This window comes from Cryobacterium sp. Hz9, from assembly GCF_004402825.1.
In the GTDB taxonomy this organism is placed as follows: domain Bacteria; phylum Actinomycetota; class Actinomycetes; order Actinomycetales; family Microbacteriaceae; genus Cryobacterium; species Cryobacterium gelidum.
In genome coordinates, this window is sequence record NZ_SOFC01000014.1 from 371,293 (window position 1) to 384,216 (window position 12,924).

General features: G+C 65.5%; 13 protein-coding genes. 3 read left to right on the plus strand and 10 right to left on the minus strand.

The window, feature by feature from the left end:
* Window positions 1-5: 5 nt before the first annotated feature.
* Both menD and E3N85_RS08535 read right to left on the minus strand, forming a co-directional pair.
* Window positions 6-1,736 (minus strand): 2-succinyl-5-enolpyruvyl-6-hydroxy-3-cyclohexene-1-carboxylic-acid synthase, encoded by a 1,731-nt coding sequence (menD, locus tag E3N85_RS08530; protein WP_134462031.1) that lies wholly within the window; start codon window positions 1,734-1,736, stop codon window positions 6-8.
* On the minus strand, window positions 1,729-2,190 hold the full coding sequence (locus E3N85_RS08535; RefSeq protein WP_134462034.1) for a PLD nuclease N-terminal domain-containing protein: 462 nt from the start codon (window positions 2,188-2,190) through the stop codon (window positions 1,729-1,731). Before E3N85_RS08535 ends, menD begins: the two co-directional genes overlap by 8 nt.
* Before the next feature lie 72 nt (window positions 2,191-2,262).
* On the opposite strand from E3N85_RS08535, the gene E3N85_RS08540 reads away from it, so the two are divergent.
* Window positions 2,263-2,652 carry a DUF4229 domain-containing protein gene (locus tag E3N85_RS08540; RefSeq protein ID WP_134462037.1) on the plus strand — a complete coding sequence of 130 codons (390 nt, stop codon included), beginning with the start codon at window positions 2,263-2,265 and terminating at the stop codon, window positions 2,650-2,652.
* Here E3N85_RS08540 and E3N85_RS08545 read toward each other — a convergent pair.
* The 3 genes from E3N85_RS08545 to E3N85_RS08555 are packed head-to-tail and all read right to left on the minus strand — an operon-like array spanning window position 2,626 to window position 5,754.
* A complete protein-coding gene (locus tag E3N85_RS08545; RefSeq protein WP_370289165.1) occupies window positions 2,626-3,618 on the minus strand; it encodes a 1,4-dihydroxy-2-naphthoate polyprenyltransferase in 993 nt (330 codons plus the stop codon). The genes E3N85_RS08540 and E3N85_RS08545 overlap by 27 nt on opposite strands.
* Window positions 3,619-3,669: 51 nt before the next feature.
* Entirely contained in the window at window positions 3,670-4,827 is a 1,158-nt protein-coding gene (locus E3N85_RS08550; RefSeq protein ID WP_241978383.1) for an AMP-binding protein, read from the minus strand.
* Window positions 4,828-4,842: 15 nt separating this feature from the next.
* Window positions 4,843-5,754 (minus strand): 1,4-dihydroxy-2-naphthoyl-CoA synthase, encoded by a 912-nt coding sequence (locus tag E3N85_RS08555; RefSeq protein ID WP_134462040.1) that lies wholly within the window; start codon window positions 5,752-5,754, stop codon window positions 4,843-4,845.
* Window positions 5,755-5,979: 225 nt separating this feature from the next.
* On the opposite strand from E3N85_RS08555, the gene E3N85_RS08560 reads away from it, so the two are divergent.
* Together E3N85_RS08560 and E3N85_RS08565 are read left to right on the plus strand one after the other, a co-directional pair.
* The gene (locus tag E3N85_RS08560; RefSeq protein ID WP_134462043.1) at window positions 5,980-6,963 is read left to right on the plus strand and encodes an RNA polymerase sigma factor RpoD/SigA; all 984 of its coding nucleotides are present in this window, start codon (window positions 5,980-5,982) and stop codon (window positions 6,961-6,963) included.
* Between the two features lie 169 nt (window positions 6,964-7,132).
* Window positions 7,133-8,116, plus strand: coding sequence for an o-succinylbenzoate synthase (locus E3N85_RS08565; RefSeq protein WP_134462046.1), 984 nt, complete (start codon window positions 7,133-7,135; stop codon window positions 8,114-8,116).
* Window positions 8,117-8,130: 14 nt separating this feature from the next.
* Here the strand turns inward: E3N85_RS08565 and ccsB are convergent, their stop codons facing one another.
* The 5 genes from ccsB to E3N85_RS08590 form a co-directional block, all read right to left on the minus strand.
* Window positions 8,131-9,132, minus strand: coding sequence for a c-type cytochrome biogenesis protein CcsB (gene ccsB, locus E3N85_RS08570; protein ID WP_134462277.1), 1,002 nt, complete (start codon window positions 9,130-9,132; stop codon window positions 8,131-8,133).
* A gap of 69 nt (window positions 9,133-9,201) precedes the next feature.
* The gene (locus tag E3N85_RS08575) at window positions 9,202-10,878 is read right to left on the minus strand and encodes a cytochrome c biogenesis protein ResB (protein WP_134462049.1); all 1,677 of its coding nucleotides are present in this window, start codon (window positions 10,876-10,878) and stop codon (window positions 9,202-9,204) included.
* Window positions 10,862-11,623, minus strand: coding sequence for a cytochrome c biogenesis CcdA family protein (locus E3N85_RS08580; RefSeq protein WP_134462052.1), 762 nt, complete (start codon window positions 11,621-11,623; stop codon window positions 10,862-10,864). Before E3N85_RS08580 ends, E3N85_RS08575 begins: the two co-directional genes overlap by 17 nt.
* Entirely contained in the window at window positions 11,620-12,240 is a 621-nt protein-coding gene (locus tag E3N85_RS08585) for a TlpA disulfide reductase family protein (protein WP_134462055.1), read from the minus strand. Before E3N85_RS08585 ends, E3N85_RS08580 begins: the two co-directional genes overlap by 4 nt.
* Window positions 12,237-12,881 (minus strand): histidine phosphatase family protein, encoded by a 645-nt coding sequence (locus E3N85_RS08590; RefSeq protein WP_134462058.1) that lies wholly within the window; start codon window positions 12,879-12,881, stop codon window positions 12,237-12,239. The genes E3N85_RS08585 and E3N85_RS08590 overlap by 4 nt, the downstream gene beginning before the upstream one ends.
* Window positions 12,882-12,924 lie beyond the last annotated feature (43 nt).

A 12,924-nucleotide genomic window follows, 5' to 3' on the forward strand; every position in this document is an offset into this window, starting at 1 on the left:
CCCAGCTACCGAACGAGCGGAACCTCGAGAATCATGGGACGGCTTGGTGCGCCGGTGAGTGCCCGTTCGAGGTCACTGCGGGTGGCGGCCAGGCTGTAGTCCCAGCCATAGGCGGCGGCGAGCGCCTGGAGATCAACGCTGCGCGGGGTGTAAAGCACCCGCTCCAGCGCGTCGGCCGGAGCCGTCGCCGCTACTTCGAGGCCGTCGAAGATACTGCCACCACCGTCGACCCCGACGATGACCTGCACCCGGGGTTGTGGCTCACCGGGAGCGAGCAGCAGCGAACCGACGTCATGCAGAAAGGTGAGGTCACCCATCAGAACTCGGGTGACACCCACCGAGCGCGGCTCGGGTTCAGCCTGACTAGCCAGGGCCACACCGACCGCGGTTGCGATAGTGCCGTCGATGCCGGCCAGCCCGCGGTTGGCCAGCACGGTGATCTTCTTACCGGGCACGCGTTTATCGGCCTCACGAATGAGCCGGGAGGCGCCGAGCACGAGGCGGTCGTGGGGCCATGAAGCCCGCCACACAGCGTCGACGAGCAGTGCCCGGGTCAGCGGCGCGCGCAGCACGGCCAGCTCGGCGCGGGTGATGCCGCGCTTGTCGATCGGTGCCCGACCTTCGTCGGCCGCCGCTTCGGCGAGAGTGCGGCTGGTCATCACCCAACGGTTCAGCCACCCTCGACCGGCCGGGGCGCGCGCTGCCGAAATAGCTGCCGCATCCGCTTCGACCGATCGGGTGAAACCGCGTGCGGAGCGGCCCGGGTTGTACCATTCGAGTCCGGTCGGGGCGACAATGATGGTCTCGACGCCGTCTCGGGCGATGAGGGCCGGAATCTCACGGCTCAGGGTGGGGTGGCCGAACACGATCACCCGTTCCACCTGGCCGCCGAGATCGGCGGCACCAAGCAGTTCGCGGTAGTGCACGATCAGGTTCGGGCCGAACCGGGCACCGCTGGACACCTCAGCCAGCAGCGGCCAGCCTCCCGCGTAGGCCAGCGCTTCGGCTGCGGGCCCGGCACCGTCACCGGCTACGACGACCGTGAGCGGTCCCGGCGCGAGCAGCATGGCTGGCCCGTCAGCTGACGCGCCGGATGCAGGCGTGGGGACGACGCCGCAATTGGGTGTCGAAAATGACAAATCCGAAGGTAGCGCAGCCGACAGGGGCTCGCGAAATGCCAGGTTGAGTTGCGCCGGGCCGGGAGCGGTGGTGAAAACGCCGGTTGCGGCGTTCATCGCCTGCCCGGCCAGCGCCGCGGCGATTCCGGCCTCGTCGGGTTCGCCGACCGGCGCCGGAACGTCTAGGCACAGCCGGGTGGCCACACCGAACAGGCCAGACTGTACGGTGGTCTGGTTCGAGCGGATGCCACGAAGTTCACTCGGACGGTCGGCCGTCAACAAAATCATGGGCACCCCGGCGTGGTGCGCTTCAAGAACGGCCGGGTGCAGGTTTGCAACGGCGGTTCCCGAAGTCACCACGACGAGCGCCGGCAAACCGGTTTCGAGGGCGAGGCCAACGCTGAGAAAACCGGCGCTTCGTTCGTCGGTGCGCACGTGCAGGCGGATACAGCCGGCCCGTTCCAGCTCAGCCGCCGCCAGCGCGAGGGCCTGCGAGCGTGCTCCGGGGCAGAGCACCAGGTCACGCACACCAAGCTCGACGAATTCGTTGAGAAGGGCGATGCTGAAATTGGTCGCCGGGCTGGTGCTGGTGCTGGTGCTGGAAACCGGCTCAGGCATCCCGACGGCCAGGCTGCTCGCCCTCGCCCGGATCCTTCTTTGGGTCGACGCCGGCGGTGCCGGTAGTACCGCCGGCGTCCGGTGTCGGATCATTCTTATCGAGGTCCGCGAGGTCCTGCTCCATGCGACGGATGCGCTCTTGTTGATCTTTCGCGTTGAACGGCCGGTTCTCGCCACTGTCGGTCTTGACACTGCCGCCACCAAGACCGCGCAAGAAGTCGAGGTCGTCGTCGGGGGCGACCGATCGAAACGACCGGGTAGTGGGGGTAGCACGGCCATGGCCGACGAGCAACCACAGTAACGGGCCGATCAGTGGCACCAGCACGATGACAAAAATCCAGACCCAGCGCGGCAACCCGCGAATGCGTTTGCGGTCGAACACGGCACAGTCCACGACGGAGTAGACGGTGAGGATGACAAGAGCCAGTCCTAGTCCGATCAAGAGCTTGGGCATAAAGCTATTGTAAGTCGCTTGACCGTGAGAGACATGTGCGGATCCTCAGCCACGGCATTCTAAGCTAGATGCATGAAATTCGTGGCCCCCTGGCTGTACTACTCCGTGTTGCGCGTGCTGATGTTTGCCATCCCGCTGGCGATTTTGCTTTCCCTGGGATTCTGGCCGTGGGCAGCCGCAGTGATCGCTGCCATGCTCGGGCTGTGTTTGTCGTATCTCTTGCTGGGCAAGTCCCGCGAGAGTGTTGCCCGCGATCTCTACAAGGCACGTCACCCCGACAAGGAGCCGGTAAACCCGGATTCCGAGGTCGAGGATACGGCACTTGATGCTGTTGACAGGCAGAGCGCCGTTGACAGGCAGAGCGCTGTTGGCAGGCCCCGCGCTGGTGACAGGCCCAGCGCGGTTGAACAGAGCAGCTCAGTGGACGAGACCAGCTCAGAACGCAAAAGCGATTCCCAGTAGCAGCCCGTAGGCCAGAGCCGCGAGGCTCGTCAGTTTGAGGGCGAGGATGAGTTCCTTCGCCGAGGTCGCCGTGATCGTGATGAGGCAGGCCGGCAGGGCCAGCAGCAGCACGAAGAACGTGAAGATTGCCAGCGGATAGACCAGGCTGAACGCACCGGCGATCACGAACGGCAGCAGCAGGAAGACGCAGAAGACGACCCGAGACGCCGTGCTGCCGATGCGCACAGCGAGGGTGCGCTTACCGGCGGCCTTATCCGGCACGATGTCGCGCAAATTGTTGACCATGAGCACGGCGCAGGAGATCAGTCCGATGGCCACGCCGCCGAGCACGCTCTCGGCCGTGAATTCGCCCACCTGAACGTAGGTCGTGCCGGCGGTCGCTACGAGGCCGAAGAAGACGAACACAAACACCTCGCCGAGGCCGAGATAGCCGTAGGGCTTCTTGCCGCCGGTGTAGAACCAGGCTGCGGCCAGGGCCAGAACGCCGACGAGCAGCAGCCACCAGTACTGGGTCAGAACGACCAGCGTCAGACCGGCCACGGTGGCGAGACCGAAGAAGACGAGGGCGACGCGCAGCACCGTGCGCGGGTTGGCAACGCCCCCGCCGGTGAGCCGGGCCGGTCCAACACGAAAGGCGTCGGTGCCTCGAATGCCATCGGAGTAGTCATTGGCGTAGTTGACACCGACCTGCAGGAACAGTGCCGCGGCGAGCGCGAGCAGGGCGCGTACCGGGTGGTAGACACCGGGGCCGCTCGCGACGATGGCGGCGCCGGTGCCCAGCAGCACGGGAGCGATCGCGAGGGGCAGAGTCCGAAGGCGTGCGCCCGACACCCAGTCTGAGGCCGTGGCCGGCTTGATCTTGGCCGGTCCTTTGCGGGGCGGTCCGTTCTTGAAGGCCGGATGACCCGATTTGCCGCTGGCCTTCGCACCGGCATCAGTCCCAGCCAGCTTCGCTGCGGGGTTCAATCGTTGTTGTTTGGGCCTTGACGGCCGAGCTCCTTGTGCCACGCCCCCATGCTACTGGCCTGCCGTGTTCGAATTTGAAAGCAGCGCGGCGAGTGCGCGCCGGTCCGGCTTACCCGAGGCCAGCACCGGCAACTCCGCGACCCGCACGATGCGCGCAGGCCTGGCCGCGCGCCCGAGCATCGCCGCAACGGATGCCAGCAGATCCGCCTCCACCCCGTGTTCCCCGGCAACCACCACCACCGGCACCTGCCCCCACTCCTCGTCTGCGCCACCGACCACGACGGCCTGCTCGAACCCAGCAGACAGGCGCACGATGCCTTCGACGGCATCGAGTGACACCTTCTCCCCGCCCGAGATGATCACGTTGTCGGCGCGGCCCAACACCGTGACCCGCGCGCTCACCGGGTCGAGCTCACCGAAGTCCCCGGTGCGATACCAGCGCACACCGTGTTCCACCAGGAAGCGGTCGGTGGTGCGCGCGACATCGTCGAGGTAACCCTCGGCGAGCACGGAACCCGACAGCTCGAGTTGGCCGTCGACGACGCGAACGAGGGTGTCACCGATCGGAACACCGTTGTAGACGCATCCGCCCGCCGTCTCCGACGACCCGTACGTGCGCACTACCCGCACGTCCAGTTCGGCTGCCCGCGCAATGAGGTCGGGACGGATTGCCTGCCCGCCGACCAAAATGGCGGTGAAGCGACGCAGCACGGCCAACAGCGCCGGGTCATCCGCTGCGTCGAGCACACGGGCCAGCTGCACCGGAACCAGCGCGGTGTAGCGCAGCGGCTCGGTCATGGTCTCGGCCAGCCGTCGAAAATTCTGCGGGTCGAAATGTCCCGGCGGCAGCGCGACGGGGGTGGTTTCGGCGGCAATGGAACGCACGAGCACCTGCACCCCGGCGATGTAGTGCACTGGCAGGGCGAGCAACCACTGTCCGGCCCCACCGAGAGCGACGGCGGAGGCCGCGGCGCTTGCCAGCAGGGCGTTGGTGGTGAGCATGACACGCTTGGGTGCACCGGTCGACCCGGAGGTTTCGATCACAACAGCGATCCGTTGCAGCACGTCGCCGAGGTGTGCCGGCGCGTCAGCTGCTGCGACGCCATCGGGCACCGGCAGCACGGCCGGCCCGCTGCCGGCGAGCGCATCCCGCAGCACGGGAAGAAAGTCGAGGGGATGCTCCGGCTTGAGCGCCCGCAACGGCCTCACGAATCGCCGTTCATCTCAGTACTGCCAGGGGTACGGTGACCAGTCGGGTTCGCGTTTCTCCAGGAAGGAGTCGCGGCCCTCGACGGCCTCGTCGGTGCCATAGGCCAGGCGAGTCGCCTCGCCGGCGAACACCTGCTGGCCGACCAATCCGTCGTCGACGGCGTTGAAAGCGAATTTGAGCATGCGAATGGCGGTGGGCGACTTGGTCAGAATCTCGCGCGCCCAGTCCAACGCGACCGCCTCGAGCTCGGCGTGCGGCACCACCGCGTTGATTGCACCCATCTCGAGGGCGCGTTCTGCCGAATACTCCCGTGCCAGAAAGAACACCTCCCTGGCGGCCTTCTGGCCGACCTGGCGGGCGAAGTAGGCGCTGCCGTAACCCGCGTCGAACGAGCCGACGTCGGCATCCGTCTGTTTGAACTTGCCGTGCTCGGCGCTGGCGATGCTCAGGTCGCAGACGACGTGCAGCGAGTGTCCGCCACCGGCAGCCCAGCCAGGAATGACGGCGATGACGACCTTAGGCATGAAACGGATGAGTCGCTGCACTTCCAGAATGTGCAGCCGTCCGCCGCGCCCCCGGTCGATACCCGACGCCGTCTCACCGTCGGCGTATTTGTAGCCGTCACGGCCACGAATGCGCTGGTCGCCTCCGGAGCAGAACGCCCAGCCTCCGTCTTTAGCGCTCGGGCCGTTGCCGGTGAGCAGCACCACACCGATCTTCGAATTGGTGCGTGCGTCTTCGAGGGCGGCGAACAGTTCGTCGACCGTGCGGGGCCGAAAGGCATTGCGCACCTCGGGCCGGTCGAACGCGATGCGGGCGATTCGGCCACTCACGTCGTGGTGATAGGTGAGATCGGCGAGGTCTTCAAAACCCGCAACGGCCTTCCACTGGCTCGCATCGAAGATTTCGGATACCTGTTCGCTCATGGTGTCAGCCTACGCGGAGCGAGCGAGCGACCACTTTTCGGTCTCGCAAACTCGTGATGTCAGGGGTTGAAATGTCGAAATAATCTCAGCTACGCTGTGTCAAACGACAAAGTCAACCCCTTGTCATCCACCCCCTTCGGGGGTGAACCTTTGACTTGGAAAGTACGGGGAGGTGGCCATGAACGTCACAAACAGCATCAGCAGTCATTTCGGGGGCAGGCAGTCATGACGACCACTACTCAGCCGCACCGCACGGCAACGGCCGCGGCTCGCCGCACCGCGCCGCCGAGCACCTACAGCGCCGCGTCCACGGATGCCTTCGGTGACTACCTGCGCCGCATTGGCAAGGGGACCCTGCTCAATGCCGAGCAGGAGGTGGATCTGGCTCGCCGCATCGAGGTGGGGCTCTTCGCTGAGGCGCGGCTCCTGCGTGAGGATGGTGCCAGCGCGCGCGATTCGGCCGACGGGCGCGAGCTGGCCTGGCTCATGCATGACGGGCGCCGGGCCAAGAACCAGTTCATCGAGGCCAATCTGCGCCTGGTGGTGAGCATTGCCAAGCACTACTCCGGTCGGGGGGTACCCATCATGGACCTCGTGCAGGACGGCAACATGGGGCTCGTTCGCGCCGTCGAGAAGTACGACTTCATGACCGGCTACAAATTCTCCACCTACGCCACCTGGTGGATTCGGCAAGCCATCCATCGCGGCATGGCCGATAAGTCGCGCATGATTCGCATTCCGGTGCACACCGCCGAAAAGCTCAACAAGATCAAGCGCATCCGGCGCGATCTGACCAGTGTGCTCGACCGCGATCCGACGGCGCGCGAAATCGGCGAAGCCGCCCAGCTTCCCGTGCGCGACGTTCTGCGGCTGCTGCAATACGACAACGAGCCGATTTCGCTGCATACTCCGGTTGGTGATGGCGCCGGCGACATGGCGGAACTCATCATCGACGATGACCTTCCCCAGCCCGACGAACACGCCACGCTGACGCTGCGGGCCGCGGACATTCGTTTTTTTCTTGACACCCTGCCACCTCGGGAACGCTCTATTTTGCGAGCACGGTTCGGCCTCGACGGCAACGAACCCCGCACCCTCGATCAGATCGCACACATCGAAGGCGTGACCCGGGAGCGCGTACGGCAAATAGAGAAGCGAGCGCTGGCCTTGCTGCACGTGCCGCGGCTGGAGCACTACCTGCGCGACTGACCAGCCGGCCCAATTCACGATGCCAAGCTGCCCGTCGCGCCCGGCCTGGCCGCACCCATGGTCGTCGTCGACCCGAACGGTGTCGACCACGATCCCGACGAGTTCCACGCGCACGATGAGGGGCATCGTTCTGGCCGTCTACCCAGCCGGAGGCTGACACACTGGGACCATGATGCCCTCACTGGATGAGTTACTCGGATCCGCGCACGTCGTCTCCCTGAAGCTGTTCGACCGGTTTCGCGGGTTGGACAGCCGAGAAGCGCTGTTGCTGGAAGGTCCAGAAGGCTGGACCGAGTTCTCGCCCTTCGTCGAGTACGACGATGCCGAAGCCGCAAACTGGCTGCGGGCCGCGATCGACTTTGGCTGGCAGAGCACGCCGCACGCACTCCGCACGAGCATTCCGGTCAACGCAACCGTGCCCGCCGTGCCCGCGGAGAAGGTGAAGGAGGTGCTTGCGCGCTTCCCCGGCTGCCGCACCGCCAAGGTGAAGGTAGCCGGCGGCAACCAGACGCTGGCCGACGACGTCGCCCGAGTCGCTGAGGTGCGCCGTCTGCTTGGCCCGGAAGGGCGCATCCGAATCGATGCGAATGGCCTCTGGAACGTTGACGAAGCGGAACACGCCATTCATGCCCTGAGCGCTTTCGATCTCGAGTACGTCGAACAGCCCTGCATGACCGTGCCGGAACTCGCCGAGATTCGCCAGCGCACAACCTACCTGAGCGTGCCGATCGCCGCCGACGAGAGTGTACGCAAGAGCGGAGACCCGCTCGCCGTTGCCCGCGCCGGTGCCGCCGACATTCTGGTGATCAAGGCTCAGCCGCTCGGTGGCATTCGCGCGGCGTTGTCGATCATCGGCCAGACCGGGCTGCCGGTCGTGGTCTCCAGCGCGCTCGACACGTCGATCGGGCTGTCCATGGGGGCGCACCTGGCGGCATCCGTTCCCGGACTGTATTTCGACTGCGGCCTCGGCACCGCCTCGCTGCTCGCCGAGGATGTCACGGGCGCGCCGCTGCTGCCGGTCGACGGTGCTATTCCGGTGCGCCGGGTCGTGCCGGATACGGCCCTGCTCGACCAGCACGCGGCCAGCCCCGAACGTCGCGACTGGTGGCTCGCTCGTCTCGCCCGTACGCACGCGATGGTCGCCGCCGAGTAGCAGCGATTACCGGGTTACAGACCCGAGTAAGCGTGCAGGCCCTTGAAGAACACGTTGACGATGCCGAAGTTGAACATCACCGCGGAAAAACCGATGATCGAGAGCCAAGCCGAGCGCGATCCGCGCCAGCCGCGAGTTGCGCGGGCATGGATGTAGCCGGCATAAATGACCCAGATGATGAAGGTCCACACCTCTTTGGTGTCCCAACCCCAGTAGCGACCCCAGGCCTGTTCGGCCCAGATCGAGCCGGCCATGAGGGTGAAGGTCCACAGGATGAAGCCGATGATGTTGATGCGGTACGACAGGTTCTCCAATGTCGCCGACGACGGCAGCGTGGCCAGAAAGCGCAGACGCAGAGCGGATGCCACGGCCGAGCGGGGCGCGGCGGCCGCCTCGAGCGCACTATTTTCCCGCCGGAACTGCAACAGCTGTACCGCCGAGAGCGCGAAGCCGAGCGCGAACATTCCGGTGGCCAGTGACGCCACGAAGACGTGGATGACCAGCCAGGCTGACTGCAGCGCCGGCGGAAGCGGGGCAACCTCCACGTAGAACTGCAGGGCAGCCACCCCGAGCAGTACGAGTACGAGGCCGGTGACGAAGGTGCCGAGGAACCGCAGGTCGGAACGCACCAGCACGATCAGGAACACCGTCATTATGAGCAGGGTGCCGGTCATGGCGAATTCGTACATGTTCGCCCACGGCACCCGGTCGGCCGCGAAGCCGCGCATGATGGTCGCCGCGAGGTGCAGCGCCCAGGCCAGGACGGTGAGTGCGACTCCCACGCGCAGGCTCGACGAACGGCCATACGGTAGCGCTGCGTCGTTGTCCATGCGCGCGCTGATGCGGGACAGCACGGGTCGCTTCAGGGTGACGGTACTGCCGGCGGATGCGGCAAACCCGGCCGGGGAGGCAGCGTCCGTTTCGATCAGTTCGGCCGCTTCGATCGCACCGACGGCGCTGGAACGACGGGCGAGGTCGACCGCGAAGGCGATGAAGGCGAGGGCGTAGACGGCCATCGCCGAGTACAGCGCGTAGAGCGAGTATGAGTTGAGCAGTGCGGAGTCAGTCAGATTCACGATGTAAGCCTAAATCGATTCGGGGTGCGCGACGACGGGTTGGTGGGTGTTCAACAGTTTGAGGTGACGGTCAGCCACAGTCGTGACGGCGGCTTCGAGTGCCGGATCGTCGCCGCGGGCCAGGCCTGCGTATTCGAGGTGCACGGTTCCGTCGATTCGGGTTGTTGCCTTCACCCACACTCGACGACGTGGCACGAGCAGCCCGGTGAACAGGCCGAACAAGACGAGCATGGAGAAGGAGATCAACCAGATCTGCGTCGGGTCGTGGTGGATGTCAAAGCTTGCAAAGCGCGGAACCGACTGGGTGAAATCGCCGGCCGCCGATGCGGTCGGATTGTTGTCTACGAAACTGACGGTGCCGAGGTCACCGGGCAGCGCGGCCGATTCTCCCGGCTTGAGCTCGATTGAGGCAACATCGGTCTTGCCGCCGGTCTGCTGCGTCAGGGTGTCGGTGTCGAGGGCATAAACGGATGTCGGCACGCCGGCATTGAGACCGAGGTCACCGGTGTACACGTTCAGGGTGAGCAGCGGGTATTCGAGGTCGGGGTAGCTGGAGAAGTTCGCGCCGGAGGCCGCTTTGTCCTGGGTGGGATAGAAGAAGCCGATCATGCCGAGCTGTTCGGCCAGTCCGTCGGGTACTTTCACGATGCCGAGCGAGGTGAGGTTGGCGTCCTGCGGCAAGAATGGCACCGAGTCTGAAAAGACGACGGTACCGTCGGGGGCCGTCACCTGAATGGTCGGTGCGTACCCGTTGCCAAGCAGATAGATGCTCGTCCCGTTGGTGCGTAGCGGTCCGTTGACCTTGACGCCGCTGGGCTCAGCCGCCTCGCCCTTGGGCGTGACGGTCACGTCGGCGGTGAAGTCGATCGGCTGGCCGTAGGCCTGCAGATTCCGTTGTTCGTAGGAGACCGAGAAGTCATCCAGGCTCAGCGTGTACGGGTCGAGCGTGCTGTCGTCGAAGAACCGTCCCGGGTTGAAGGAGTCGTAGGCGAGCAGCGTGTTCACGAAGGTCTGGCCTTCGACGAGCACTCGCTGGCCGCTGAAGCCATAGCCGCCACCAAATCCGACGGTCACCAGAATGCCCACGAGCGCAGCGTGAAAGACGAGGTTGCCGGTCTCCCGCAGGTAGCCGCGCTCGGCCGAGACGGATGACTCGGTATCGGAATCAAAGCGAGCGACGCGGTAGCCGCTGGATTTCAGGACGGTGCGGGCGTGCGTGATGGCGTCGCGGGCATCCGTGTGCGCCGGCGCGTCTTGCGTGGTGAAACCGGACAGGCGTCCAAGGCGGGCCGGCGTGGTCGGCGGTTTGGCACGCAGGGCCTGGAAGTGGTGTTTGGTGCGCGGAATGACGCAGCCGATGAGCGAGATGAACAGCAGCAGATAGATCGACGAGAACCAGGCCGAGGTGTAGACGTCGAAGGCCTGCAGTTTGTCGAGAATCGGCGCCAGGTCGGGGTTGTCGGTGAAGTACTGGGTGACCCCGTTCGGATCGCTCGAGCGTTGCGGCACGAGCGACCCCGGAATGGACGCGATGGCGAGCATGAGCAGCAGAAAGAGGGCGGTGCGCATGCTCGTGAGCTGACGCCAGAACCAGCGCAGCCAGCCGGTCGGGCCGAGCTTGGGCTGCACGACACCGGCCTGCGGCGCCTGCGGGCGGGAATCGTAGTGATCAGATGGCCGGGACAAAGCTGCCAATCACCCCCTGCAGGTCGAGGAGCCAACTATTCCAGATGCCACTCACCATGAGTACTCCGATGACGACGAGCAGAACGCCGCCGAACAGGTTGATGGCACGAATATGCCGTTTGAGGAATGCGACCGATCCGGTGGCCCAGTTGAGGCCGAGGGCGATCAAGAGGAAGGGAATGCCGAGGCCGAGGGAGTAGAACAGGGCAAGCAGTCCGCCCTGCCAGGGCGAACCGGTGCCAAGACTGAGCGAGTTGATGGCGGTGAGGGTGGGCCCGGTGCACGGCGTCCAACCGACGGCGAACACCGCCCCGAGCAGGGGGGCCCCGGCCAGGCCCATCTTGGGGCGCCAGTTGGTCTTGATCGTGCGTTGCATCGCACCAAACTGGCCGATGAAGACCAGGCCCAGCAGGATGACCACGACGCCGGCGATGCGCGTGATCAGGTCTCGGTACGAGTTGAGCCAGAATCCAGCCGCGCCAAAGACGACACCGGTGAGCACGAACACCACGGTGAAGCCGAGCACGAACAGCCCAACCCCGGCCAGGAGCCGGTTGCGACCGCGACGGTCCCGCTTAGCAGCGCCGGTGCGTCCGTCGGTGAAACCACCGATGTAGGCGAGGTAGCCGGGAACAAGCGGCAGAATGCACGGGGACGCGAACGACACCAGTCCGGCGAGGAGCGCGATGGGAATGGCGAAGAGCAGCTGACCACTGAAGACGATCTCTCCGAACGGATTGTTCACTCGGTCGTGCCACTCTCCGCGATGGTGTCCCGAATCAGGGTTTCCAGAATGGACGGCGACGTGACCTGGCCCAGAATGCGTGCAGCAACCCTGCCCTCGGCGTCGAGCACGAGGGTCGTGGGCACCGCGTTCGGCGGGATGCTGCCGCTGAAGGCAAGCTGCATGGCTCCGGTATCGACGTCGAGCACGGAGGGGTAGGTCACGCTGTAGGTCTCGTTGAATGCGATCGCGTTGGGGGCCTGGTCACGCACATTGACACCGAGAAAACTCGCGCCCTTGTTTTCAAACTGCGCGTTGAGGCCCTGCAGATCGGCTGCCTCGGCGCGGCACGGTGCGCAGCTCGCGTACCAGAAATTGACGACCAGAACTTCGCCTTGCGTGTCGGCGCTCGTGACCGGTTCGCCTGTCTCGGTCACGCCCGAGAACTCAATAGCCTCACCGCGGTCGGCGAGGGCGATCTCGGTGACGCTGCCGTCGCCGGCGATGAAACCCTTGTTCGAGCCTTCCCGGTACTGATCCGCGAGCGGGTCGGCGGAGCAGCCCGAGAGCAACAGCGCACCGGCGGCCAGCCCGGCCAGCAGCGGGGCGAGGCGGCGGCTCACGCGGCGGCTATTCATACGGCACCCACATCGTTGCTCGGGTCGAGAAGGGCTAGTGCCGGGCTGGCGTAGCCGGTTTCGGCGAATTGATCCCCGTGCCAGGAGAGGGTGGTGATGCTCGACAGGTCGCAGCGGCGTTTGCGCGGGTCGTGCGCGAGCTGTTCGTGGGCGAGGGAGCGGTGCACCATCCAAATCGGCAGCTGGTGGCTGACCAACACGACGTCACCCTCATCGACCGAGTTCCAGGCGTCGTCAATCGCCGCGAGCATGCGTGCGGAAATGGCGCGGAACGGTTCGCCCCAGCTCGGCTTCAAGGGGTTGATCAGGGCCGGCCAGTTGCGGGGGTCGCGCAGTGCGCCATCGGGACCGCGCATCCGCTTGCCTTCGAAGGCGTTGGTCGGTTCGATGATGCGTTCATCGGTGTCGATGGACAACGCGAAGGCTGCAGCGATCGGGCCGGCCGATTCCTGCGCACGTTGCAGCGGCGACGCGATGACACGCGTGACCGGGCGGCCGCGCTCGACCAGCTCGGTGGCGGCGGCGGCAGCCATGACCACGCCGCGTTCGGAGAGTCGATAGTTTGGCAGCCGTCCGTAGAGCACGCGTTCGGGGTTGAAGACCTCACCGTGACGCACGAGATGCACTTGACTGGCTACCACTTGTCTAGTCTACGGAAGACCCAACCTAGAAACCGCCGTGAGA

What these genes read in the sequence shown, in the direction of transcription:
- ccsB (WP_134462277.1), bottom strand. Translation starts at nt 9,132, where the DNA reads ATGGCCGTCTACGCCCTCGCCTTCATCGCCTTCGCGGTCGACCTCGCC.
- E3N85_RS08535 (WP_134462034.1), bottom strand. Translation starts at nt 2,190, where the DNA reads ATGCCCAAGCTCTTGATCGGACTAGGACTGGCTCTTGTCATCCTCACC.
- menD (WP_134462031.1), bottom strand. Translation starts at nt 1,736, where the DNA reads ATGCCTGAGCCGGTTTCCAGCACCAGCACCAGCACCAGCCCGGCGACC.
- E3N85_RS08565 (WP_134462046.1), top strand. Translation starts at nt 7,133, where the DNA reads ATGATGCCCTCACTGGATGAGTTACTCGGATCCGCGCACGTCGTCTCC.
- E3N85_RS08585 (WP_134462055.1), bottom strand. Translation starts at nt 12,240, where the DNA reads ATGAATAGCCGCCGCGTGAGCCGCCGCCTCGCCCCGCTGCTGGCCGGG.
- E3N85_RS08555 (WP_134462040.1), bottom strand. Translation starts at nt 5,754, where the DNA reads ATGAGCGAACAGGTATCCGAAATCTTCGATGCGAGCCAGTGGAAGGCC.
- E3N85_RS08540 (WP_134462037.1), top strand. Translation starts at nt 2,263, where the DNA reads ATGAAATTCGTGGCCCCCTGGCTGTACTACTCCGTGTTGCGCGTGCTG.
- E3N85_RS08560 (WP_134462043.1), top strand. Translation starts at nt 5,980, where the DNA reads ATGACGACCACTACTCAGCCGCACCGCACGGCAACGGCCGCGGCTCGC.